The organism is Paenibacillus favisporus (assembly GCF_040545415.1).
Taxonomy (GTDB): Bacteria; Bacillota; Bacilli; order Paenibacillales; family Paenibacillaceae; genus Paenibacillus_AQ; species Paenibacillus_AQ favisporus.
In genome coordinates this window covers 464678-489683 of the sequence record NZ_JBEPLV010000003.1, presented here as the reverse complement: position 1 = coordinate 489683, position 25006 = coordinate 464678, and the positions used below count along the sequence as shown (strand labels likewise).

Below are 25006 nucleotides of genomic sequence, written 5' to 3'. Positions count from 1 at the left end.
AACTTACTTTTTTCGATAAAATTCTTCTTTTTTCTCCTGGAACAATAATTCAGCAAAAACAGTCCACATCCTTCTCTTGTTCCATTTTTGAATGATAAATGTGACCTCCGTCCCGGCTAACCCACGGACCTTTACCCCGTTTTGTCCTGTTTTATGATATAATGGATTGCTTGCAACTTAGGTTGATTTGCAGGAATTGCTTCATCTCACATTTTAAATACGCTTGGAGGATAGATCACCATGTCACCCGCTAGTCCAAATATTCATCGCCAGAATCACAGAAAGACGATTTGGCTTGTGGTTCTGTTTATTCTCATCGCCGCCATCGGCTTGTCTTATGTCAAATGGTGGCCGTACTATCAAAAAGCATTTAAAGCCGCAGCCGAGCACAGCATCGGATCGTCCATTCTTGGAGCAGGCGGATCGGCGCCTTCCTGGCACTCGGCGGTTTCCTATGCGGAGACGTACTTCAAGTCGGTGTGGAAAGCGGCCGTTCTCGGCATTGTGCTTGGTTCGCTGGTCCAGGTGCTGCTGCCCGTCCAGTGGCTGTATAAGCTGCTTGGCAAAACGACGTTTAAGAGCACCCTGATCGGCGGGGTCGCCTCCCTGCCCGGCATGATGTGCACCTGCTGTGCCGCCCCGATTGCGAGCGGCCTGCGCAAGCGCAACGTGTCCGTCGGGGCGGCGCTTGCTTTCTGGCTCGGCAACCCGCTGCTGAATCCGGCAACGCTTATCTTCATGGCTTTCGTGCTGTCCTGGAAATTCACACTGCTGCGCATTGTTCTGGGACTGGCCCTGACGTTCGGCGTGAGCTACTTCGCGAACCGCTTTGCCGGTTCCTCCGAAGTGCCAGAACCGCTGGAAGAAGCAGCGGCTGTCAAGGAAACGGACCGCGGACCTTTCCTGGTCCGCTGGGCCAAGAGCCTCGGCTTGATGATTCTCAGCGTCGTTCCGGCATACCTGATTGCCGTCCTGCTGCTGGGTGCTTTCCAGTCCACCCTGTTCCCGGTATGGGTAGGTGGCGGGATCGCTGCTATTATCCTGTTCGCCGTCGTCGGAACGCTGTTCGTCATTCCGACGGCTGCCGAAATTCCGATCATCCAGTCCTTTCTGTCCCTGGGCGTCGGTTCGGGCCCAGCCGCTGCGCTCCTCGTGACGCTCCCGGCAGTCAGCCTGCCGTCCATGCTGATCGTGGCCAAGTCGTTCCCGCGTAAAGTGCTGCTGTTCGTGTTCGGCGCGGTCATCGTGACCGGACTAATCAGCGGCCTGCTGGGCGCGTGGCTGCTGTAATTGCGGTGAAACGCATATAAAATCAAAGCAATCCATCCACAGGAATTTTGTGGATGGATTGCTTTTTTTATAAGATGAAATGGATCATGCGTAACCTCAAAGTTGTACCTGACGTTATAACTTCATAGGGAAGGTGGCAAGGAGGAATCATATGAGGACAAGAATGGCGGTTATTGCGGGAATGCTGGCATCCATTTTGCTCGTATCAGGATGTAAAGCCCCACCACCTATTGTTGATGAAGTTACTGAATATGATCTGCCCGTTATAAGTCAGTTGGAAGGTAATCAAATTATTTATGCTTTAGAATCGGATGGAATGGTTTATAAAAAACAGTATTCATATCGTTCGCAATTGGTTGTAGACCCGGACTATTATCAAACACATGAAATTATGCGTGGTGACGTTGTTTATTTCGAAACGGGCGCATCTCGGGAAGATATCGATCGAATGAGAAATTTGGCATACGATGTCGTCCGAGTGATCGGATTACCGGGGGAAACCGTGCAAATCAAGAAGGGTCAAATCATGATTGATGACCGAAAGCTTGGCGCCTTCTACGGCAATGAATCGTTTGATCTAGGCGGCAAGCTGGAGCCTGAAAAAGCTGTGAATATGAAAAAGGTACATTTGCCAGCCGGCCGCTATTTCCTTCTTGGTGACCTATGGTGGAGAAATTACAACAACAGTATTCAGAGCGGTCCAATCGCCAAAGACAGAATCAGGGGTAAAGTTATCGGTTGGACAGGGAAAATTGAAGGCGTTGATACCGGGCTTCAATAATTGCTGAGAGGGCAACTGTACCTGGACCGGATTTCCCGGATAATGCTATGGATAAAAATTGCCGAAAAGAAACAAGCAGCTGGATTAGTTAGCCGCTTGTTTCTTTTTCGGTTTAGCCATTTTGGTGTTAACCATTCAGGTTAGTAAGTATCAGGAGGTGGTGACTTTATAAATGCGAACCTCCGGTCGCATCGAGCATTTGCCCCGTCACCCAGCGGCCGTCCGGCGAAGCCAGGAAAGCGACAGCATCCGCGACGTCCGCGGCCTCTCCGATTCGTCCAAGAGCGGACATTTCGGCCGCTCCCTGACGGGCTTCCGGCGTGTTCAGCCAAGAGGCGTTCACATCGGTGTCGATAATGCCCGGCAGCACAGCGTTGACGGTAATGCTGCGAGGACCCAGCAGCTTCGCAAGGTGCAGCGTAAAGGTGTTCACCGCCCCCTTGGTCATGTTGTAGGACATGATATGCGGAAATGCGATTCGGGTCACGCCTGAAGAAATATTGATAATCCGTCCTCCGTCCCGCAGCCGATCCATAGACTGCTGCACGAGAAAGAACGGCGCTTTCACATTCACAGCAAACACCTCGTCGAAGTCTGCCTCTGTTGTTTCTTCCATCGTTTTCGATGTTCCGATGCCGGCATTGTTCACCAGAATGTCATACTGGCGGCTGCCTGTCCGCCGGGTCAGTTCGGCATCGAGTGATTCAAGCAGACGATGGACACCTTGAATGTCCTGAAGATCGGCACCAATGGCAAACGCCTGGCCTCCCTGTTCCTCAATCATCTGTACGACCTCGTCCGCTGCATCCCTGCGGCTGCCGTAGTGGACCGCAACAAGCGCACCTTCAGAGGCAAGACGCAGTGCAATGCCCCTTCCTATCCCCCGGCTTCCTCCGGTCACGAGAGCTGTTTTCCCTTCCAATCTTTTCATCCCTGCTCACTCCTTCTTCTCTTCTGTGGTTTGTAAACCCACTGTACACCCTCCCCTTAAGGGGAGAGTCAACACCTGGAGTGAGCCTTCGTCCAAAAATAACGAATCAAGGGCTCAGAGTACCGCGCAGCGGGAGGATTACTTCCGACCTGCGGAATTTTCCGTACATATCTTGTTCGGCGGCAATATAGACCTCACGGACCGGTTCACCGGGTAACGGTTCATATCCCTGCGATGCGGCCCATGCCACGACATGCGCTGCTGCAGGACAGTGGGCGGCATAGGGGTTGCAGTCATGAATCAGGGATGCGGCGGTTTCACAGCCGGGCAGCTCTACGATGCGGACGCGCCCGCGCTCCGGAGTCGGTTCCTCCAGCGGAAATGCCACCTCAATGTCAATGACTTCCCTTTCGCCGTCCCCGCCTGCGTCATGCCAGAGAAGAATCAGCGGTCCATCCGCTGTTCCGCAGCCGCCAGCCATGACATAGTCCCTGACCTCATTAACCAGCAGGCAGAGGTCCTGCCGCGGGACCGTATCCCTGACCGAAGCGGCCCATTGCGGCTGCAGCTCACGGAGCGTTACGGCTTCGGGTCCATCCACCGCGGCCGCCCCGACTTGTTCCAGCCGCTGCATTCTCCGGTCGATTTCTTTTAGCTGACGCTGTGCTTCGTGGATGGCGGTCTCCAGATCAGCCCGCTTCATGGCGAGCGTATCCGCAGCCGTACCGGGCGTTCCCTCCTCTTGAAGCAGCGGAGCGATCTGCTCCAGCGTCAGCCCAAGCTCTTTAAAAGCGCGGATGCGTTCGACCGTCAGCAGCTGATCGGCGGAATAATACCGATAGCCGGAACTCTCGTCCACAGCGGACGGTTTCAGAATCCCCAGCTCATCGTAATAACGCAGCGTTTTGATCGATATCCCGCTCATTTTGGCAAAAGCGCTGATTTTAAACATGCTCTTCGTTTCCCTTCCGAGGTAAGATCTCAGCTTCATTGTATGGAGGTACAGCAGCTGCGTCAATTAGGGATTGGTAAACACCTAACCCCTAACCATTCTGCACTCCCAAAAAAAAGCTGCAGTCCAGGGCATCCATGATGCCTCCAGATTGCAGCCGCGGTGATCTTAGCTCAATTTTTTACTTAGTGAACCGGAGAATATTCCTTCCCTTCGCCGCCTGCAGGAGCAACCTCCGCCGTATGATCCAGCTTCTTGCTGCCCATAAACAGTGCCGCAAGCAGGGCCAGAATCGCAGGTACGCAGGCCCATGCGAACGTCTGAACGATCGAAGAGGCGAGCATCTCGGAAATGTTATGCAGCACTTCAGGCGGAATGAGCGCGCGTGTCTCCGGAGCCAGCAGCGCATGCGGGTCCTTGATGTCGAGCCCAGCCGGCATTGCCGCGGCTCCTCCTGCGTTTGCTGCGCCAGCCCCCGCAGAGCCGAACCCTTTCGTCATTTCACGTGTAAACGAATGGCTCTGAATCAATCCGAAGGTCGTGATCCCGATCGTCATGCCGAGCGAGCGCAGGAAGTTCAGCGTCGAGCTGGCCGTTCCCCTTTGCCGGTAGTCCAGGCCATGAATGGCGGCGTTTCCGAGCACCGAAAATGACGCGCCGATTCCAAGTCCGATCAGAATCATATAGATCGTCACGATCAGCCGGGTCGAGTTTACCGATAAGGTGGCGACCAAGGCCGTGCCGACCAGGAATAACAGCAGCGTCGGAATCAAAATGTTCCGGTACGGCATTTTGTTCATCAGACTGCCGCCCAGCGTCGCCGTGACGACCGAGCCGACCATCATCGGCAGCAGCACCAGCCCTGAATTGGTGGCCGAACCGCCCAGCACACCTTGGATAAAAATCGGAATGTACACCGAAGCCGCAATAAACGCCGCGCCGCTGAACAGGCCGACCAGGACGCTGGTAGCGTACAGCCGGTTTTTAAACAATCCGAACGAAATAACCGGCTCTTTCGCTTTGGTCTCGGCATACAGGAAGGCGATCAGCAGCACCGCGAATCCTCCGAACAAGGAGAGGATCTCCCAGGAATCCCAGGCGATTTCCTTGCCGCCCAGCTCCAGGGCGAACATGAGGCAGATGACCGCTCCCAGCAGCGTAAAGGCGCCGAACCAGTCGATCGGCTGCTTGGAATGCTCATGCGACTCCTTGTAGAAAAACGCCACCATGATGAAGGCGATGACGCCCAGCGGCAGGTTGATGTAGAAAATCCACTCCCAGGCGATATGATCCGTTATGTACGCCCCGAGAAGCGGTCCGAAAATGCTGGACATGCCGAACACGGCGCCGAACAAACCGCCGAGGCTGCCGCGCTTCTCCAGCGGGACCGCATCGAACATGATCGTAAACGCGATCGGGACCAGCGCTCCGCCGCCAATACCCTGCACCGCCCGGTACAAGGCCAGTTCCGTGATCGTGGTCGCCGTGCCGCACAGCGCGGACCCCAGCATGAACAGAATAATCCCGAAGACAAAAAACTTTTTGCGGCCGTACATATCCGACAGCTTTCCGAAGATCGGCATCCCGGCCATTTCCGCCACCATGTAGGCCGAGGTGACCCATACAAACTTATCCATGCCGCCGAGCTCGCCCACGATATTTCCCATGGCCGTGGCGACGATGGTGTTATCCATCGAGGCCATCAGGATGCCCAGCAGCAGGCCGGCGATGACGACCGGAAGACTGCTTTTTTGTGCAGGTTTCACGTTCTCAAACACTCCTTTAAATTTCTGATTTCTCTGTAACCGATTCTGAGTGTAAACAAAAAAGTATGACAACTGTATGTCATACTTCTGAGTATTTCCGAATCATTTTTTTTAATTTGGCGTGGACAGCTTCCCGAAGCTCCGGGGGCTCCTTCACCTCGGCACCGTCGCCGAAGCTGAGCAGCATCGGGATGAGCCACTGCGTTCGCTCCATATGCTCCAGGGTAATGCTAAGCAGGAACGAACCGTCGTCGAGATACGTTTTCTCCGCTCCATAGAAATAATCCATGGCTCTCGCCAGGCAGTCGGCGGAAAAATGAATTACCGCATGCACCGGGTTTCCTTGGTTATGCAGCTGCTTAAACGTCACTTCCTCGGGGGCCGCATGCTTATGCTTCGTAAAATGCTCACCCATCGCCTGCAGATCGGCCATCCGGGACAGCCGGAATTTCCGGTAATCCTGGCGGTCCCGGCAGTAGGCGAACAGGTACCAGACGTCGTACTCGTAAATCAGCCGCACCGGCTCCACGACGCGCTCGGTCTTCTCGTTTCTGGCGTTGATATATTTGAAGCGCACGACACAGCATTCCGTGATTGCCGCCCGCAGCAGCCGCAGAGAGTCATTATACAGCTGCCGGCTCGCTAGATTCATCGACAACACCGGCGAATCCTTTTCGTGCTGGATCGTCTTCAGCTTTTGAATCGTTTCGGCCGCCTTTTCGTCCTCGAACACGGTCGACATGCTGGAGAGCAGCGTCACGAGCGACCCGACGTCATACGATCCGAGCAGGCTTTTTTCCATTTTATAATCCTTGATAATGCCGAAACCGCCTTTGACCCCTTGGTAGGACACCACTGGAATGCCAGCCGCGCAGATGACATCGATATCCCGGTATATGGTCCGCTGCGAAACGTTGTACTTCTCAGCCAGCGACGACGCGGTAATAATTTCGTGATTCAGCAACATGTAAATCATCGATATGATGCGTTCGAGCTTCAATGCGTTTTCCTCCTGCACCTGTTCGCCGCCGTTCTTCAAACGGTTAGCGGTTCTCTACGCCTCATTATAATTTACGGTACTTCTTCAGCGCAAAACTATTTAGCAGGTTGAGCGCGATGTTGGCATGGGTCGCCTTCATTACGCCTCCACGGTCTGCGTCTCGACGGTACCTCTTACTGTTTGCCGGTTTTGCCGAACCTTGAGAGCCGAGCCAAGCAGAACAACCAGACTAACCGTGGCAATACCGGTTAACACGGCTGTCGAATGATTCCAATCCAGGCCCCGGCCGAAGAAGAACATTTCACGCAGCCCTTCCACCATAAACCGCATCGGCAGCCAAGGGAACACGTAGTCGCGGTAGAACGATCCCATCATCTCGGCAGGAAGGCTCAGCAGGGGAGCCCCGAAGAAGAGCAGCAGGACAAACAGCACCATCGACTTGAGCCCTGCCCAGGACAGTACGGCGGAGATCATCAGGAAGAAGGCAAAGTAGCATAGTGACAAAAATATCGCTGTAGCCGTTCCATCCGGAATATGGAGTCCCCAGCTCCCGGCAAACCAGGTCAGGCCGAACCCGGCAATGAGTGCCAGAACAGCTCCCGCGACGGTCTGGACTACTCGGGCAGCGAGCAGAGATCGGCGGTAGGCAAAGTTCAGCTTGCTGATGACGAGATAGAACATAACCCCGCCTAAGATGCTGCCCATCCAGATCGGCTGGAATAACGACACCGGTGCGTTGCCGTTCGCCGTATGGGTGCCTGTCTCATGGACATTTTTTACGTCCTTCGCAATAGGTGCCGCCAGCACGGATGCCTGCTGCACCGTAACCTTGCCGCTCTGCTTACCGGCTGCAGCCAGCAGGTCAGCGCGGATCTTCGCATTCATTGTGTCGACGATTTGGTTCAGCACCTGACCGGCCATGGTGGAAGCCGAAGCGCTCATGCCTTGGTTCACGTAAATGCGCAGCTGAGGCTGCACCGGTTTTTCCGTGAGCAGCGTCGCTTGATTCTGGCTGAAATCGGCCGGAACGACCAGCGCGGCATAATATTTCTGTTCATCCAAACCGGACATCGCTTCCTTTTCCGTGTTTACATGAACCCATTCAATCGCCGGTCCATCTGCTGATGCCTTGGATGAAGTCTGCTGTTTGATCATACCGGTCAGCGTTTCTCCCATATTCGTCGCGGTTCCGTTCGGCAGCGTTACGCCTTGGTCCTCGCTGACCAATGCGATCGGCAGCCGGACCGGGGTCGGATTAATCGTCGGAATCATCGCCAAACTAAACACAAATATAACGGCGGCTACGATCAGCGGCAGCACCCACACCAGCTTTTGCTTCATCAAAGTCATTTCACGTATCACTCCTATGCCTTTATAGTTTGTTCAAGATAATGAACATCGCGTTGATTATCTCGGGCAAACTCATTATAATAAGAGCGCATAGATGGTTCAATAAACAATAATCCGGAATGTGCGCATTACTCGACACATTCTTGTAAAGTGTCTACCTCGGATTCAAGGAGTGATCACATGGACGGGAACACAGACCGGCGGATCGTGCGGACGCGGCTGGTCATCCGCGATGCGCTGACGGAGCTGATTGAGGAGAAGGGCTTTGAAGCCGTATCTGTAAAGGATATTACGACTCGGGCGAATATTAACCGGGGAACGTTTTATTTGCATTACCGTGACAAATTCGACCTGCTCGAGCAGAGCGAAGCCGAAGTGATTGAGGGGATCATCGCAATCATTACAAAGGCGACCTCAGAGGATCTGGAAACGTACCGGGAAACCGGCATTTCGGTCTCCCTGATCGTTACCGTGTTCGAATACATCGAGGAGCATGCGGCTTTTCTCAAAGCCATATTGGGGCCAAAGGGCGACGTGTCTTTCCAATCGCAGCTGAAAGCGATGTTCCGGAAAAATCTGCTGGAGAAAAATTTATCGCCGCTGATCCGCAAAGAGAACCTGCAGGTCCCTGCCGAATACTTCCTGTCCTATGTGTCTTCCGCCCATCTCGGCATTATCCAGCAGTGGCTGATGAGCGGAAGACAGGAAACGCCGGCAGAGATGGCACGCATTCTGTCGCTGCTCACGTTCCGGGGTCCTTTCTTTGCCGCAGGCAAAGCCGTATCGGATCCTAAGGCTTGACGCCAACGACGGTAAGCATGTACATCGTTATGGACTCTGCCTCAGACTGAACCCAGTGGCGGTACTCCCGCTCCGCCCGTTCATATTCCTCGCGTGTTATGAATCCATCCCGCTCCATTTGCGGCCCCCGGCTGGAAGCGGTATCCGCCCACAGGCCAGACCGCTGCGCATAATCGGGATCATCACGCCGCACCTCTTCATGGCAGGGCGTGTCCTTGATCTGTGCAAGTCCTGCCTGCTGCAATAAGTCCGGGAGATCGTCCGCAATCCGGTTGTTCAGGCCGGCACCCTCCCGCCAGTTCAGATATGCGGAATAGAACACGAGCATGCTGGCAGGCGGCTGCGGCGACCAGGCGATTTTTTCGTGGTTATAATCGGCAATGACGATCCTTCCGCCAGGCTTTATCACTTTTACCATAGCCTTGAGCGCCGTCAATGGATCGGGGAGCCATACCATGAGCCTTGAGCAGGTGACGATATCAAACCCAGGACAACCCTCTATAGCTTCATCAAGCGAATATATATCCCCTTCCGTAAACGACAATCCGGCAACTTTTCCATGCGTTTGCTGCGCCTGCTTAATCAAACGGGGGTTTTGATCCACCCCGACTACGCTGCCTTCTGGACCTACGGCTTCCGCGATGCCGCGGGTAATGGCTCCCGTGCCGCATCCAACATCCAGGACCGACATGCCCTTCGTTAACATTCCTTGCAGGATGGGATGCGATAATGCCAGCGTTCTGGCCTGAAGAACATTCGTCAGTTTGCCGGATAATTCGGTACGCCGGGTCATCGGCTCATTATTCATTTGCTGCCGCCTCCTTTTAACCGGATGATTAGGTTCTGATTAAGCTTACACAAAGGACTGTTATAGTTCTAATATATAAATAATATAGATCTAATAGTTTTTAACTATAAAAACTGTGATCCACGGCATCCGATCAGGAAAGCTGGAGGTTTCCCTCCCCACTATTCATGCGCCGCAACAGAAAAAAAAGAGCCCCGTTACGATCAACGTGGGCTCCTTCCCAACCATACACTAAACATTATGAGTGCTGACTGTTTCATTCCAGCCGGGATCTGGACTTCCTTAGAACGTAATGGCTGCCGCTGGCTGAACCTTCGCAAAATCTCGGAACATCCCGTTGTATTCCTCAATAATCTCCCGGGCGGTCCTGCCGCCTTGGTCATACGTCGTGTGCGCGTCTTCAACGACCACCACCTCGTAGCCCAGCTGTCCCGCGCGCTTGCTGGTTGCTTCAACGCACATGTCGGTTTGAATTCCGGACACGATCAGCCTCTTTACACCAAGTGACGACAGCTTCTCCTGCAGGTCCGTCTCATGAAACCCGTCGGGCGTAAATTTCTGCACGACGATCTCCCCTTTGGCAGGAGCGATTCGGGACTGGATCTGCCATGCAAAGCTGTTCGGCTCCAGCTGCTCGCCCGGTTCTTCGTTATGCTGAATGTACACGACAGGTACATCGCTTGAGCGCGCCTCCGTGATAAGACCTTGGATCTTGTCCAACAAAGCTTCGCCGTCGAAAACGGGATACTCCGGTACGAACATGCCTTCCTGCACGTCAATGACCAATAATGCGGTACCGCTGCTCATTTTGCTTTCCCCTTCCAGGATGGAATTCATTGGCTCTGTGTTCAATCCGCATGCTGTCTTGAAATCATCATACCGGAACATACGTTCCTGGTCAATGCGAAGTTATGCTATTCCGTGAACCACTCCGGGTAATGCTTCCGCAAATACTGCAGCTTAACCTCGGTCTGGCCAGCCCCGCCGCCTTCATGTCCGTTGAAAGGATAGATGACGATGTCCTTGTCGCTTTGGATCCGGTTATATGTCGCGAAATACATCTGGGGCGGGCAGGTTTCGTCCTTGAGTCCAACGCTGGCTAATACCCGGCATGCGATACGATCGGCCATATTCATCGTGTCAAAATAGCTCAGGTTGTCCATCACAAGATCCGTCTGCTCCGGGTGGCGGTTTAAGTACTCGGCTACCGCAGCAAAAGCCCCGTGGTTGCCTTCGATCCGGCAGACGAGATTGCTGTTGCTCGGCACGTCAACCATCGCCAGCACAGGACGGTCGTCCAGGGCGGATACCGCCGTCCCGAGCGCACCGCCTTGGCTGCCGCCCTCGATCACGATTTTTGAAGCATCGATATCCGCTTGAGCGCAGGCAAAATCGATCGCCTTCAGCGCATCCATGTATGCATACCGGTAATAATATTCCCATTTGTTATGTACGCCTTTGCTGGCCACGTTCGCCACATACCCGTGCGAGTATGAAGCGCTGTTGCCGGTCCGTCCGCCTTGGTCACGGCAGTCTACCGACAATACGGCCATCCCCATCATTACCCAGTGCATCAGCTCGGAAGGCTTGCCCCTGCTGCCGGTAAAGCCATGGTAATGGATCAGGCAGGGATATTTCTCTTTGTTGTCAAAAGCGGGAACGATCAGCCAGCCGTAAATTCTCGTCTCATCCATTCCGCAATACGAAACGTCGTATACCTTCACATACCGCGCCGGGTATTCGATCAGCGTACGCTCCGGGTCCAGCGGAACCTCCTTGGCCTGCCTGATGGTCGTCTCCCAAAACTCGTCGAAATCGTCTTTCTTGGTGAGAGGGGGAAGGTAACTGTACAGTTCCTTCGACACCTCGTCCGTGTAGCCCATCGGTTTCATCCTCCTTCATAACAAGCAGTATACCGGATATGCCCCGTATTTGCACCGATATTTGCCGCGGTCCTCCGATAAGAATATTGGCTACCCCGGGCTATCCCTAAGGACAGAATCAGCTTCTGCTCCACATACCCTGGAGACGTTGTTTAGGCTCATCCAATTCCCCAAAACACGAAAAAACCGTGAATTCTACCGTCATACGCGGATAGAAACACGGTTTGCCCGCACACTCTCCAGCTTGCTTGTCACGCCTCTGGCTCACCCATCAGCCAGCGGTTTGACTCGTTCGCTTCCGTAAATTCCTTGATGTCGTAGGAACCATAGTAACGCTCCTTAATAAAAGGATCCTGTTTAACCCAGTCCTCAACCTCTTCGGCGCTGCGTCCGCTGAAGACCATCACCGCACCGGCCCCGTCTGTAAAAGGTCCGCATAACCGCAGACAGCCTAACCGGCTCATCGCCTCAAGGTGCTGAACATGCTGCTCTAATAAATCCGTGCAGAGACTTCCGGTTTGTTTATTCCCTAATAACACCAGAAAGCTTTTCATTAAGTCCCCTCCATCCGAATGTACGTTCTCATCCTATTATAACGGATGGTGACGAGGGATCCATAGTTTGTTGAAAGCGGCAGTTATACTTGACGATTCATCAAGCCCCGGCCGATCAAATTGGCGGAGACAGGCTTGATCCCGAGTTCCCTGGACCAGATGGACAGCTGCCCGACATGGTGAATCTCATGAGCGATCATATGCCGGACCACTTCGCCCCATCGGTCCTCAACAGGGTGGCCGTCCGGATGGACATCGCGGAATACGTTGTATTCCCAAGCATCATTCCAGGAGTAAACAAACTCCTCCACTTCAGGCTTGAACGATTCCTGCAGTTTCAGCACCTTGTCCAGACTGCGGTACCCATCGAAGCTCTCCTGAAAATCAGGCTTCCCCTGCAGGCAGCGAACCCAGCTCCATTCCACATCGACGATATGAAACAGGGTGTGCAGAATACCGCCCACTCCGCCTGTACGCGTGCGAAGCAGCTCCTCCTCCGGTACGTTCTGGCACCAGCGGAACCAATCTTCACGAACCTGCCAATTATATTGGAATAACGTTTTAATAAGCAATCTCCTCCGCAGCTTGTCGTATCGGAATTTGTTTTGGTCTTTCGTGCCTAAACGGCTATTTCATTTACTCATATAGCGCGCGGGAGCACAATGGAAAATAAAAATATACCCGTTTTATACCGCTGCCTTTCAAGTAGAATGAAAGATTATATCTTGGTTTTGAAGAGGTGTGGAGCCACGGGTCACTGCTGCCCGGGCTTGTCATGTACCTCGATGACGATGCTTCCACTTGCTTTCCCGTCGATGTAGGCGTCCAGCTTCCATAATCCTTTGGCCGGCAGATTCAGATAGCCAACAGATTCGACGTACTCCCGCGGCTCCTTCACAGGATCGTCATTCTGGATTTGCGTCTTCCCTTCAAAAGCCGTCACCTGCTCTCCCGTCTCCCGGCTGGTCCCGATGACTTTCACTTCTTTATCCAGCAGCCGACCGGTTTCTTCCGGCGTGTCACCCCAAAAGTGGAGGAGCTGCTTGTTGTTCGAATTCGCCTGTACTAAGCCATCTACGATGGCAAATCTGTCTTTGCTTCCCTTGAGCCCGTATGGCACCGGATTCCCATCAGGTCCAGATTTGGAAATCCTAAACGAGGGGCTCTGCTGCCAATCTTCCGATCCCCCTGCTGCTTGTTTCTTGGCTTCGCTGCAGCCGGTCAGCAGGAAGACAAACAGGAACGTTGCAATTATCAATCGCAAAATGCACTCCTCCTTGTTTTTGAGTCAGGGGCTGGGTAAAGGGATTTTCTCGTAAACCTTCTGCCCGCCGTCTCTATTTTAACTGGATACTTTTTTCTCCAGCGATCGGACCTGGTCTTTTAGTTCCCGAATCTCCCGGTATAAGTCCTTGTAAGCAGAATAAACGAAGGACCCGATTACCATCAGCAATAAGCCTGCGGCGGGAAGGAGAAGTTTCAGGCAGTACCATACAATATAATACGCATCGGGCGTATCCGATCTCGTCGTTCTGGGTATCCAGAGTGCCAGTCCCGAGAGAAGGAGCATCAGCCCCGCGGTCATGGAACATACATAGAGGATCCGGTATTTACTAGTTTCCATTCCACTGCTCCTTTCACAGCTCCATCCCTTACTATATACCATATTTTTCAAATAAAGTCTGCCTTTACCCATGATCCAAAAAGCACATTGCCTGCCCCAACCATCTATAGGGCTTGACCATAAATAAAACCCAAAAGCCTATCCATTCTGGACTCCCCTGCTGTCCACCGTGCCGCTGCGGCAATCCAATGGTGGATGAACCATTCATCCAACCCCCGGGCTATCCATGAAAAAGGAGCAGGCATCTCGCCTGCTCCTTCTTACCGTTTGCTCCGTCCGGAAGGGATAAACAGCTTCGGCCGGGACGCCGACCTCGCCTTCTTCAAGCGTCGCGTCTTGCTTGGGAACCGGCTCCCTGAAGCAACCCCCGCGGGTATGGCCGCCGCGGGTGCGACCTGCAGCAGTCCGGCGCCTACCGCCTGTCTGCCTCCCGGAATCTGAAGCGCACTGGCTTCAAAACGGCGCTTAATTTCGGCCGGCCTCATCCTTGGGAACAGCGCCCTTAACAATGCGGCTCCCCCCGTCACATGAGGAGCCGACATCGAAGTTCCCGACATCTTGCCATACGTTCCTCCGGGCAATGTTGATAAAATATTGACGCCCGGCGCCGCGACAGAAATGCCGTTCCCCCGGCTCGAAAAATCGGCGACCCGGTTCGCTCGATCCGTCGCAGCAACGGCGATGGTCTCGGGGTAGCGGGCCGGGGCGTCGATCAGCGGGCTGAACATCGTCCCCTCGTTTCCCGCGGACGCCGAAATGACGGCCCCTTGCTTGGCTGCCCGTTTAATGGCGTCCTGCAGCGCCTTGTTATTGCCGGATCCGGTCAGCCCGAAGCTCATGTTCATCACTTTGATTCCCCGTTTGAGGCACCAGTCGATCCCTTCCACAATGTCGGAAACAAAGCCGTTTCCGTTTTGGTCCAACACCTTCACGGCGAACAGCTTGACTTTGGGCGCATTGCCGAAAATTTTTTGCCGTCCGGTGGCTGCCGCGATGCCGGCCACATGCGTGCCGTGGCCGTTGTCATCCTGAAACGATCCGCCGGTAATCGTATTTACACCGCCCGCGATACACAGATCCGGATGTTTGGCGATGCCCGTGTCGATGATGGCCACCTTTACTCCTCGGCCCATCGTCCGGTTCCACAGCTCGGGCGACTTCACCCGGCTGACATTCCAGGGAATTTTGGCCGTGTCCACCAATGCGCTTTTCTTGGTGGCCTTGTTCACACCGCCGCGTTTGGCGGCGGCAGCTGGCTTGATCGCGTGCGCCTTCACTTTCGCGTCCCGCTGGACATAGGCGACGCAGGGATGCTGTTTTATTTTGTCCATATCCGTGGAGCGGTGAAAATGGCAGCAGATCAGCCGGTGGCCGTCCACGGCCTTCACCGGTTTGATTCCATTTGCGTTGAGTATATCAAGGCACTGCCGGTAATCCTGCTGCGTTTTGAACACGACGATCTGACGACTTGTTGTTTTACTCGGACGGCTGACGGCCGTTTTTTTCAATAACTTCTCCAGCTGCTTCACTGTATGCACCTCATTTGGAGGATGTATTCCTGATAGAATATGTGACATCGCCCGCATTGGTGTGCTTTTGCCGTGTTACCTCAGCGTTAGCCCATGGGTAACCCAAACCGCACGGAAGAGTCATTAAACCAAATGGTGCAGATACGCTGATATCTCCGTTCCGGTTCGCGGAGTGCACTCTGTGCCATGCTGATATAATGTCGGCGGCAGTTGCTGCCTTTCTATCGTCCTCCCAAATTTCATGCCTACTGAGCCTAGAGCAATCGTTGAGCATAAAAAAAGCCCCGTCCTTCCTACGCAGCATTGGCGTAAGACAGACTGAGGGGCAGCACCATTCTCAGATGCTTTGTTCTATCATTTGAATATAAAAATCTGTTCCTTTACTGACCTGTTTATTCGTTACCGCTTAACTGCGATCTTACTGCTGATCCTTCGTCACCAGCTTCAGCGGAGCCGGGATCGACTTGTCGACCGTTTTGCCCTGCAGCACGTCCTTCGCCGCCTGCACGGCCATCTGGCCGATCAGCTCAGGCTGCTGCGCCACAGTGGCGGTCAGCTTGCCGGCTTTGATCGAGTTCAGCGCGTCCTCGTTGCCGTCGAACCCGATGACCGGGATATTTTTGCCGGAGCTTTGGATCGCTTCGATCGCGCCGAGCGCCATCTCGTCGTTGTGGGCGAAGACGGCTTGCACGTCCGGGTTGCCCTGCAGCAGGTTTTCCATGACGTTCAGACCTTTGGTCCGGTCAAAATCGGCCGCCTGCTTGGCAATGACGTTCAAATCGGTGTCGGCCACTTCGTGGAAGCCTTTGCCGCGTTCGCGGGTTGCGGATGCCCCCGGCACGCCTTCCAGCTCGATGACTTTGGCGCCTTTGCCGAGCATCTTCACGATGTATTCGGCCGCCATTTTGCCGCCCTTGACGTTATCCGATGCAACCAGCGCTTTGACGTCCCCTTTGTCTGAAGAACGGTCCAACGTAATAACCGGAATCCCCAAATCGTTGGCGTTCTGCACGACAGTAGAAATTGCGGCGGAATCTGTCGGGTTGATCAGGAGCACGTTGACCCCTTTTTGGATCAGGTCGTCCACGTCATTGCTCTGCTTGGCCGAGTCGTTCTGGGCGTCGACGACGATCGTTTCCATGCCCTGCTTCTTGGCTTCGGCCACCACGCCGTCCTTCAGCGAGACGAAGAACGGGTTGTTGAGCGTGGAGACGGACAAACCGATTTTCATTTCCTTAATGTCGCCGCCCGTTTTGGGCTTGGCCCATTCAGGCGGTTCCAGCGAACAGCCTGTGGTCAGAATCAACAAGAGTGCAGCTGCAATTAACGTTAATTTTTTCATGATGATCTACTCCTTCTTATGCGGATTTCTTCCGGTCGATCAGGACGGCGATCAGAATGACGATCCCTTTGACGACCATTTGGTAAAAGGAAGAAACGCCGAGCAAATTCAGACCGTTGTTCAGTGTACCGATGATAAGCGCGCCGATCAGGGTGCCGACGATGCGTCCGCGTCCGCCGGACAAGCTCGTGCCGCCAAGGACGACCGCCGCGATGGCGTCAAGCTCGTAGGATGTACCCGCCGTCGGCTGTGCCGAGTTCAGGCGGGAGGTCAGGATGGCGCCGGCCAGAGCCGACAGCAGTCCTGCCAGGGAATAGATCATGATTTTTACGCGCGGTACCTTGATACCGGATACGATCGATGCTTTTTCGTTACCGCCAATGGCATAGGTTTTACGGCCAAATGGCGTTTTATTAAGAATGACCCACAGAATGACAAACGTAATGATCATGGTGATCGCCGGTACCGGGATACCGAGCTCGTATCCGCGCCCGAACAACTGGAACAGCCGGCTGTCGCCAAGTCCTGTAATCGGGTTACCGTCCGTGTACACCATCGTCAAGCCTCTGAATACCGTCATGGTCGCCAATGTAGCAATAAACGGCGCCATTTTACCTTTTGTAATGAGCAGGCCGTTCACCATACCCATCACGCCGCCGAGAAGACAGCCGATAATGATCGCCAGGATCGGATCAAAGCCTGACACCAGCATATTGGCAACAAACGCACTGGACAATGCGAGAATCGAACCGACGGACAAATCGATGCCGCCTGTCAAGATGACGAAGGTCATGCCAAACGCGATAAGCGCGTTGATCGACACCTGGCGGAGCAGGTTCAGAATGTTAAGCGGTTCCAAAAAGCTTGGATTCAGCACCGATACGATAATGATCAGAATGATCAGCCCCAGCAGCGGGCCCAGCTTTTGCGTCACTTGCGATAGTTGGAAGCCTTTTGGCTTTTTAGCGTCTTGAATGGTTGTCATGTTACTGTCCCCCTGTTGCTAACGTCATTATTTTTTCCTGCGTGGCTTCTTCGCTGCTCAGTTCCCCGCTGATTTCGCCTTCATGGACGACCAGGATCCTGTCGCTCATGCCCAGCACCTCGGGCAGCTCGGAGGAAACCATAATAATCGCAACGCCGCGTTCGGTTAATTCGTTCATCAGTTGATAAATTTCGCGCTTCGCCCCGACGTCGACCCCGCGCGTTGGCTCGTCCAGGATAAGCACTTTCGGACCGATGCCAACCCATTTGGCGATGACCACCTTTTGCTGGTTACCGCCGGACAGGTCGCCTGCTGCGGTTTCAGCAGACTGCGTTTTGATCTGCAGCCGTTTGACCAGCAGGTCGACGAAGTCTTTTTCCCGTTTCCCGTTGATAAAGCCTTTGGACGTAAAGCCGGACAAGCTTGGCAGCACCATATTTTCCCGGATCGAAAAATCGAGCAGCAGCCCTTCATCCTTCCGGTCCTCGGTAATAAAGCCGATGCCGCGTTTGACCGCATCGTCAGGCTTGCGGATATGGGCTTTTTTGCCCTTAATCCATATTTCCCCGCTGTCCAAGTGATCGAGCCCGAACAGGGCGCGCATGATCTCGGTCCGCCCCGAACCCATCAGGCCGGAGAAGCCGACAATCTCGCCGGAACGCACCTGGAAGCTGACGTTCTCGAACAATCCCTTGCGGGTGGCGTTCTTCACTTCGAGCACCACATCGCCGGGCGAAGGGTTCCGGTGCGGGTAACGCTCGGTCAGCTCGCGGCCGACCATTTTTTTCACGACCTCGTCAAAGTTGGTATGCGGAATGTCCTTCGTATCCACTGTTTTCCCGTCGCGCATGACGGTGATCCGGTCGCAGATTTCAAATATTTCTTCCATCCGGTGCGAAATATAGACGATGGAAACGCCTTCCTTTTTCAAGGCGGCAATGGCGTCGAACAGTTTGCGGATCTCCCGCTCGGTCAGCGCGGCCGTCGGCTCGTCCATGACGATGACTTTGGCGTCGGTCATGAGCGCCTTGGCGATCTCGATCATCTGCTGCTGGCCTACCGAGCACTCCCCGGCTTCACGCTGGAAGGGGATGTCTACCGACAGCTTGTCGAATTGGGCCTTTGCCAGCGTTTTCATTTGTTTGGTGCTGAGCAGTCCCCACTTCGTGGTCATTTCCTTGCCGATAAACAGGTTTTCAATGACGGTCATATCAGGCCAAATGTTCAATTCCTGGTGGATAAAAGCGATGCCCGCTTTTTCCGCTTCCTTCGGGTTTGGAAAATACGTCTTCTTGCCATCGATCCGGATGACGCCCTCATCCCGCTGATGCAGACCGATGAGAATGTTCATCAGGGTGGACTTGCCAGCGCCGTTCTCCCCCATCAAGGCGTGAACTTCGCCTTCCCGAAGCTCAAAATCCACACCGCTCAGCACGTGGTTGGTGCCAAAGGATTTATAAATGCCTTGCATTTGTATGTGCATAAGGGTTCCTCCTCTTTATCCAAAATGGACGCCGGATTGCAGAATGCAGTTGGCGAACGGCTTGGCTTCTCCGGTCCGGATGACCGCCTTGGCTGTGCGGGTCAAAGCTTTAAACTGTTCGTGAGGCACGTTCTCAATCAGGCAATCCGCAAATGTATGGTCAATGTAAGCTTGCGCTTCTGGGTTATCCGTTTTCATTTCCGCGGCGACGATGACCTTTTCGATTTCCATGTCCTCCGCGATGGAACTCACGACCTCCTCAAAGCTCGGATTCCCAAGCTTCAGGGCGAGGTCGATTTTGGTGACCCCTTCGGGGATGGGAAGGCCCACATCGGCCACGACGATCGTGTCGGTATGGCCGAGGTCGGCGAGGACTTTGGCAATGTGACTGTTCAGCATCCCATGTTTTTTCATTACAGGTTCTCCTCCACTTCTTGACGCATTGGCATGCCGCCCTGCGCGCCGAACTTCATGACCGACAGCGAAGCAGCACGGTTGGCGAACCGGACACTGTCCGCAATGGGCTTGCCTTCAGCCAGCGCCACGGCAAAAGCGGCGTTAAAGGTGTCTCCGGCGCCGGTCGTATCGACGGCTTCGACTTTATAGGAAGGAATCACAACCTCTTCCTGTCCGTCAAAATAACGTACCCCGCTGCTGCCTTCGGTAATGAACAGCTTGTTCGGATACCGGCGCAGCGCTTCGGATACCCTGCCTTCGCCGAACATGATCGCAGCTTCGTGCTGATTCGGCGTGATGTACGCCGCGTTCTCGATCACTTCGTCCTTGACCGGACGCGCCGGCGCCGGATTCAGCAGCAGCGGGACCCCGCGCTCGGCACAGATCCGGCTTACGTGCTCCACCGTTTCTTCGGGAATTTCCTGCTGGATCAGCACCATATCGGCCGCGGTGATCGCTTGAACAGCCTGGTCGATATAGGCCGGCGTGACTTCGTCGTTCGCCGCTTTGACAAAAACGATACTGTTGTCACCTTCGGCTAGCACAATGTGTGCCGTACCGCTTTCCATACCTGTAACCGGTTCCACATAGTCTACAGAAACTTGATTCGCTCGGAAATTGTTCAAAATGGTTTCGCTAAAGTGGTCGTCTCCCACCCGGCCGATCATGCTGACTTTCGCCCCGAGGCGGGCGGCCGCAACGGCCTGGTTGGCTCCTTTGCCTCCAGGCACGGTTTTAAAGCTCTCCCCGAGAACGGTCTCTCCCGCTCCCGGACGTTTGGACGATGTCACCACCAGGTCCATTGAACAGCTTCCGATTACGCAAATGTTAGCCATCTTAATCCACCTTTCTGGTCGTATCCCGCTCTACAAAAGATACGGGCAGTTGTATATTTCGATTGTCCACTGTTCCCTGCTCGATCAGGCGGATCAGCAGCAGCGCCGCTTCCTTGCCCATGTCGTATGCCGGCTGCCGGATCGTTGACAGCGACGGGGAGAGCAGGCTGCTGAGCGGGATATCGTCAAAACCGATCACCTGCACATCCTCCGGCACCCGCTTGCCGAGACGCTGAGCCTCATGCAAAACGGCGGTCGCCACGATATCGTTGCTGGCGATGACCCCGTCGGTGTCGAGATGCTTGGCGAACAGCTCTTTGGCCCAGCTTTCCGCTTCCGCAAAGGAAAAGGACGAAGTTTGAATGATGTTGTAAACGATCCCCGCTTCCTCAAGTACCTCCACGGCGCCTTGGAACCGGTCCTGGGCGGGACGGATATGTACGGGTCCGCGCAGGACCGTGATCCGCTTGCTGCCGCGGGCGATCATTTCCTGGGCAGCCAGCCGTCCGCCCTTGCGTCCGTCCGAGTACACCGACGGGCTGTCGCTGGACGTCCGGTCCAGAAACACGACCGGGATGTTCAGCTTGGCGTATATATCCGAGTCCGGACGGTTGGTTGAAGAGATGACGCCGACCACGTTATTTTGAATGAAGGTCTGGATGTACTCCTGTTCCTTCTGCTCGTTCTCGTCACTGTTGCCGAAAATGATGCGGAATTCGTTAGCCTGCATGCCGTCCTCCACGCCCCGCGCCAACTGCGGGAAATAGGGGTTCGTAATGTCAGGCAGCAAAAGTCCGATCAGCCTCGACTTGCGTTTGTATAATGATCTTGCAACCTCGTTTGGCGCATAATTCAACGCTCGAACCGCGTCTTCCACTTTCTTGCGTGTATCGGCGTGTACGTATCCTGTTTCATTAATGCACCGGGATACGGTCGCAACCGAAACCCCTGCATGGCGTGCTACATCTTTAATCGTTACCATCTGAAATTATCACCTCGAAATGTGGAACCGGTTACACACATAAAGTAACACATCACTTTGCGTTTGACAATAGCGCTTTCAAAAGTTTTTGATTGGATAATTTTTGCAGGTGGCATAAAATGCAGGCGCGGTACGGAAAAATAAGCACAGTGTGCCTGGTGTCATCAGTGCCGTATAGGGCGTAAAAGTAACAGCTATTTTGTGATCACTACTTCCGCCCCATTCATCAATAGATGCAAAAAACAGCAAAGAGCAATTATTTGCAGTAAAAAAGTCTGCTTTGGCGAACAACGGAAAAAGTGCAGTTCATTTCCGATTCACTGGCTTGCGGCCGTTTCACCGAAAATGAACTGCACTTACGCATGCACTTCTGCAACTAGTTAGCTTATAATGCTCTGTTTTGCCAAACAAGAGTAAATTTCAGAGACTTCGAGGCATTATGCCCCTTGCCACTCAACCTTTCTTCATTCCTGCTGCATTCCTGCTTTTCCTGCTGTATTCCTGCTTCATTCCTGCCTTATTCCTGCTTCATTACGGACCGCTCCACCCATACGATCTCCGCCTGCGGATCGGCTTTGCGAACTGCCGCCTTGAAGCGCGGCACATCCAGCAGATGCACACGGTACATCAATTGCGTCTGAGCGGAAACCCGCGCGTAGTCGCTGTCACAATCCATCTCACGAGCACGGTCATGGCCGTTCACGACATCATTCCACGCGAGTCCTTCAAGCCGCAGCCGGCTTTTCATTTCGGCTTCCACCTGCCGGGGATTGGCCGTTGTCACGCCGGCCAATCGGCGAAACCCGAAAATGACGATCCCGGCGGTTTCATACGCCGCCAGGCAGGCGAACGCGGAGTACAGCGTCCGCTCCCATCCCAAAGCCGCGCCGGCGGTGACCAGCACCAGGGCGTGGCAGAGCAATAGCAGCCGCTCCACGGAGATGGCCGGGCGGGTGCCCGCCTGAATCCCGGCCGATCGGATGCGGTCGGTTTTTTCAAGGCCGAGCGCGTCCAGCAGGCCGCCCGATTTGACGGCCAGCCCGCCGCCGAAGCCAAGGCACAGGCCGCCTGCCAGCGCGGCAATGACCGGCTCGCCGCTGACGGCTGGCAGCGGCGCCAGCAGGAACGCCGACCCTGCAAATGCAAGCAGCCCCGGGAGCACCTGGAGCAATATTTTTTTTCGGCCCAGAAGTGAATAAAAGAACAGCAGCGGCAAATTGAACAGCACCAGCAGCATCCCGAAATGATTATCGGTGTGAAACGACACCAGGCCGGAAATGCCGGTGACGCCGCCGGCGATCAGCTCGTGCGGATGCAGAAACAGCTCCACGCCGACCGAGGCGGCGATGCCGCCGATCACCGATTTGAAGATGGCATGCTTGCTGTTTCTGCTCGAAACTCCAAATGTTTTTCTCATGACCATACGGCCTGCTTGATCGGATCATGCATAACCTTCCCTCCCTAAACTGAAATGGAAGTCCATTGGATGGGATCGCATTTACCCAAACATTCGTTAGTCTTATCCAGCCACTTCACCATTGCGAACAATGGAACTAGCCTTGCAGCATTCTTTCGGCTTTTTACAGCGCCTCTTCCTTCTGAATCCCCGGTTTTCGGTCCTTAAATTTGATCCAGCGGTTCAAGAAGGTAAAAATCGATTTCGACTGCTTGGTCAGCAGCGGACCCAGGATGGCCAGAATCAGAACGTAGATCGCCGAGAACGGCTGGAGGATTTCCATCAGACCTCCATCTTTGCCCAGGTTCGCCATAATGATCGAAAATTCGCCCCGCGAGACGATCGTCAGCCCGATGTTGGCCGATGCTTTGGGAGACAGCGAAGCCGTCCGCCCGGCCAGCATGCCTGCACTAAAGTTCCCGATCAGCGTCACAATGACCGCTGCCAGCGCAAGCCATATGGCACTTCCGCCCAAGGACATCGGATCAATGGACAGGCCGAAGCTGAAGAAAAAGATCGCCCCGAAAAAATCCCGGAACGGCATGATCAAATGCTCGATCCGCTTCGCGTGTTCCGTTTCAGCCAGCACCAGCCCGACAAGCAGCGCCCCGATCGCCTCGGCCACGTGGATCGTTTCGGAAAAGCCGGCGACCAGAAACAGCGCGCCGAAAATAACCAGGGCAAACAGCTCGTTGGAACGAATCCGCAGCCATTTGTTCAGATAAGGCACCGCTTTGCGCCCGAGAATGATGACGGCAAGCATAAATCCGAGCGACACGAGTGCCGACAGCAGCACGCCGCCGATCGAGCTGGAATCGCTGAGCACAAACCCGGACAGAATCGAGATATACACAGCGAGGAAGACGTCCTCGAACATGATGATGCCGAGAATCATTTCGGTTTCGGCATTGGCGGTCCGTTTCAGGTCCACCAGCACCTTCGCTACGATCGCGCTGGACGAAATCGTCGTAATTCCCGCGATAATCAGCGTCTCGGCGAGCGGAAACCCGCTGAAAAATCCGAGCATCAGCCCAAGCGTAAAATTAATGCCGATATATATTGAACCGCCTACGGCGATCGACCGTCCCGACTTGATCAGCCGGCCGACGGAGAATTCGAGCCCGAGGTAGAACAGCAGGAACAAAACGCCGATCCGGCCCATAAAATCGATAAACGGCGCGCTGTCGATAAACCGGAAATCGAAATGCCACAGCTCCATCGCATGCGGACCTACCGCCATGCCGATCAGGATATAGAACGGGATCACCGAAAACCGCAGCTTTGCCGAGATCAGTCCCCCCAGTGCAATGAGGACTAGCGCTAAACCAATTTCAAATACCAAATGCTCCATCCTTTCACCCGCTTCCGTTCATCAGAATTTGTTTGAACCGCTTTTGCTGCTCCCGTTCTCCGATGGCGACAACCGTCGCCTCCGCGTTCAGCACGGCTTCCGGACCGGGATTCACTTGTTTGCCGTTACGTTTATCCAGCAGCGCGATCACCGAAACCCCGGCATTTTGCCGGATGTTCAGCTCACCGATCGTTTTTCCCGTGCATCCATAATGCGGCTCGATCCGGTACCACTCGATCGTCAGCTCGTCAAACGCCATTTCCACCCGTTCGAGCTGTTTCGGTTTGTACGTCATACCGCCGACAAGAGCGGCCAGCTGCCGTGCCTCCGGATCTTCCAGGGTCACCATCGAGATGCTTTGGTCCAAATCCTCGTACGAAAAATGGTACAGCTCACGCCGGCCGTCATCATGAATGACCACGACCATCCGGTCGCCGCTGGCGGTATCCATTACATATTTCATCCCGATTCCGGGCAATACAGACTCACGAATATCCATGAGAATAGCCTCCTGTAATTACATGTTTATATTTGAGAAACATTTCACATATTATTGGGTTGATGCAAATGGCAGAATGCCACGTTTTTCGAAAAAGCGCGAGGCAACGCAACAAAACACCCTCAGACTAAATGCTGCCGTAACAAAGGTGTACAACTTGCCATCAAAGCCATTGCAATCCGCAGCAAATCCAGCACTGCATCAAAGCCCAAAAAGCCAGGCTGATCCACCATAAAAAAACAACGAAATATGCCTAACCGATTTACTTTCATGCTAAATCCAGACGTTGCAGAAAAAACAAACGATTCAACGATAAATCGTGACAAAAATACTAAAATTGAAATAAC

General features: G+C 54.1%; 25 protein-coding genes. 3 read left to right on the top strand and 22 right to left on the bottom strand.

From position 1 onward, the window contains the following. Positions 1-240 precede the first annotated feature (240 nt). A complete protein-coding gene (locus tag ABID47_RS15410) occupies positions 241-1290 on the top strand; it encodes a permease (RefSeq protein WP_354497924.1) in 1050 nt (349 codons plus the stop codon). Positions 1291-1441: 151 nt separating this feature from the next. Next, a complete protein-coding gene (gene lepB / locus ABID47_RS15405) occupies positions 1442-2071 on the top strand; it encodes a signal peptidase I (protein WP_354497922.1) in 630 nt (209 codons plus the stop codon). A 166-nt stretch (positions 2072-2237) separates the two neighbouring features. Here the strand turns inward: lepB and ABID47_RS15400 are convergent, their stop codons facing one another. From ABID47_RS15400 to ABID47_RS15380, 5 genes are all read right to left on the bottom strand, one after another. Next, entirely contained in the window at positions 2238-3002 is a 765-nt protein-coding gene (locus tag ABID47_RS15400; RefSeq protein WP_354497920.1) for an SDR family oxidoreductase, read from the bottom strand. A 106-nt stretch (positions 3003-3108) separates the two neighbouring features. After that, on the bottom strand, positions 3109-3954 hold the full coding sequence (locus ABID47_RS15395) for a MerR family transcriptional regulator (RefSeq protein WP_354497918.1): 846 nt from the start codon (positions 3952-3954) through the stop codon (positions 3109-3111). A 185-nt stretch (positions 3955-4139) separates the two neighbouring features. Continuing rightward, entirely contained in the window at positions 4140-5657 is a 1518-nt protein-coding gene (locus ABID47_RS15390) for an MDR family MFS transporter (protein ID WP_435530636.1), read from the bottom strand. Between the two features lie 142 nt (positions 5658-5799). Further along, complete coding sequence (locus ABID47_RS15385) at positions 5800-6720, bottom strand: helix-turn-helix transcriptional regulator (protein ID WP_354497914.1); 921 nt, start codon at positions 6718-6720, stop codon at positions 5800-5802. Positions 6721-6858: 138 nt separating this feature from the next. Continuing rightward, complete coding sequence (locus ABID47_RS15380) at positions 6859-8064, bottom strand: YhgE/Pip domain-containing protein (protein ID WP_354498771.1); 1206 nt, start codon at positions 8062-8064, stop codon at positions 6859-6861. A 186-nt stretch (positions 8065-8250) separates the two neighbouring features. Here ABID47_RS15380 and ABID47_RS15375 point away from each other — a divergent pair, with 186 nt between their 5' ends. Then, entirely contained in the window at positions 8251-8871 is a 621-nt protein-coding gene (locus ABID47_RS15375) for a TetR/AcrR family transcriptional regulator (protein ID WP_354497912.1), read from the top strand. Here ABID47_RS15375 and ABID47_RS15370 read toward each other — a convergent pair. The 17 genes from ABID47_RS15370 to ABID47_RS15290 form a co-directional block, all read right to left on the bottom strand. Further along, positions 8861-9679 carry a class I SAM-dependent methyltransferase gene (locus tag ABID47_RS15370; RefSeq protein WP_354497910.1) on the bottom strand — a complete coding sequence of 273 codons (819 nt, stop codon included), beginning with the start codon at positions 9677-9679 and terminating at the stop codon, positions 8861-8863. The two genes, ABID47_RS15375 and ABID47_RS15370, sit on opposite strands and share 11 nt — an antisense overlap. Before the next feature lie 282 nt (positions 9680-9961). Continuing rightward, on the bottom strand, positions 9962-10486 hold the full coding sequence (locus tag ABID47_RS15365; protein ID WP_354497908.1) for a cysteine hydrolase family protein: 525 nt from the start codon (positions 10484-10486) through the stop codon (positions 9962-9964). A 107-nt stretch (positions 10487-10593) separates the two neighbouring features. Beyond that, on the bottom strand, positions 10594-11562 hold the full coding sequence (locus ABID47_RS15360; RefSeq protein ID WP_354497906.1) for an acetylxylan esterase: 969 nt from the start codon (positions 11560-11562) through the stop codon (positions 10594-10596). 251 nt (positions 11563-11813) lie between these two features. Continuing rightward, on the bottom strand, positions 11814-12116 hold the full coding sequence (locus tag ABID47_RS15355) for a YciI family protein (RefSeq protein WP_354497904.1): 303 nt from the start codon (positions 12114-12116) through the stop codon (positions 11814-11816). Positions 12117-12199: 83 nt separating this feature from the next. Beyond that, positions 12200-12682 carry a DinB family protein gene (locus ABID47_RS15350; RefSeq protein ID WP_354498769.1) on the bottom strand — a complete coding sequence of 161 codons (483 nt, stop codon included), beginning with the start codon at positions 12680-12682 and terminating at the stop codon, positions 12200-12202. Between the two features lie 188 nt (positions 12683-12870). Continuing rightward, a complete protein-coding gene (locus ABID47_RS15345; protein ID WP_354497902.1) occupies positions 12871-13380 on the bottom strand; it encodes a hypothetical protein in 510 nt (169 codons plus the stop codon). Between the two features lie 78 nt (positions 13381-13458). Further along, positions 13459-13740, bottom strand: a complete 282-nt coding sequence (locus ABID47_RS15340; RefSeq protein WP_354497900.1) for a hypothetical protein — start codon at positions 13738-13740, stop codon at positions 13459-13461. Between the two features lie 260 nt (positions 13741-14000). Continuing rightward, positions 14001-15269, bottom strand: a complete 1269-nt coding sequence (locus ABID47_RS15335; RefSeq protein ID WP_354497898.1) for a S8 family peptidase — start codon at positions 15267-15269, stop codon at positions 14001-14003. A gap of 418 nt (positions 15270-15687) precedes the next feature. Further along, on the bottom strand, positions 15688-16611 hold the full coding sequence (gene rbsB, locus ABID47_RS15330) for a ribose ABC transporter substrate-binding protein RbsB (RefSeq protein ID WP_076167360.1): 924 nt from the start codon (positions 16609-16611) through the stop codon (positions 15688-15690). Positions 16612-16627: 16 nt separating this feature from the next. Beyond that, positions 16628-17596 carry a ribose ABC transporter permease RbsC gene (gene rbsC / locus ABID47_RS15325; protein WP_076167363.1) on the bottom strand — a complete coding sequence of 323 codons (969 nt, stop codon included), beginning with the start codon at positions 17594-17596 and terminating at the stop codon, positions 16628-16630. 1 nt (position 17597) lies between these two features. Continuing rightward, on the bottom strand, positions 17598-19079 hold the full coding sequence (locus ABID47_RS15320; RefSeq protein WP_354497895.1) for a sugar ABC transporter ATP-binding protein: 1482 nt from the start codon (positions 19077-19079) through the stop codon (positions 17598-17600). A 15-nt stretch (positions 19080-19094) separates the two neighbouring features. Continuing rightward, positions 19095-19493, bottom strand: coding sequence for a D-ribose pyranase (rbsD, locus tag ABID47_RS15315; RefSeq protein ID WP_354497893.1), 399 nt, complete (start codon positions 19491-19493; stop codon positions 19095-19097). After that, positions 19493-20371 (bottom strand): ribokinase, encoded by an 879-nt coding sequence (gene rbsK / locus ABID47_RS15310; protein WP_354497891.1) that lies wholly within the window; start codon positions 20369-20371, stop codon positions 19493-19495. Before rbsK ends, rbsD begins: the two co-directional genes overlap by 1 nt. Position 20372: 1 nt before the next feature. Beyond that, on the bottom strand, positions 20373-21353 hold the full coding sequence (locus ABID47_RS15305; RefSeq protein WP_354497889.1) for a LacI family DNA-binding transcriptional regulator: 981 nt from the start codon (positions 21351-21353) through the stop codon (positions 20373-20375). Between the two features lie 517 nt (positions 21354-21870). Further along, positions 21871-22770, bottom strand: coding sequence for a YitT family protein (locus tag ABID47_RS15300; protein ID WP_354497887.1), 900 nt, complete (start codon positions 22768-22770; stop codon positions 21871-21873). A gap of 163 nt (positions 22771-22933) precedes the next feature. Further along, the gene (locus ABID47_RS15295; RefSeq protein WP_076167377.1) at positions 22934-24160 is read right to left on the bottom strand and encodes a cation:proton antiporter; all 1227 of its coding nucleotides are present in this window, start codon (positions 24158-24160) and stop codon (positions 22934-22936) included. 4 nt (positions 24161-24164) lie between these two features. After that, the gene (locus ABID47_RS15290; protein ID WP_076167379.1) at positions 24165-24659 is read right to left on the bottom strand and encodes a cation:proton antiporter regulatory subunit; all 495 of its coding nucleotides are present in this window, start codon (positions 24657-24659) and stop codon (positions 24165-24167) included. Positions 24660-25006: the final 347 nt, after the last annotated feature.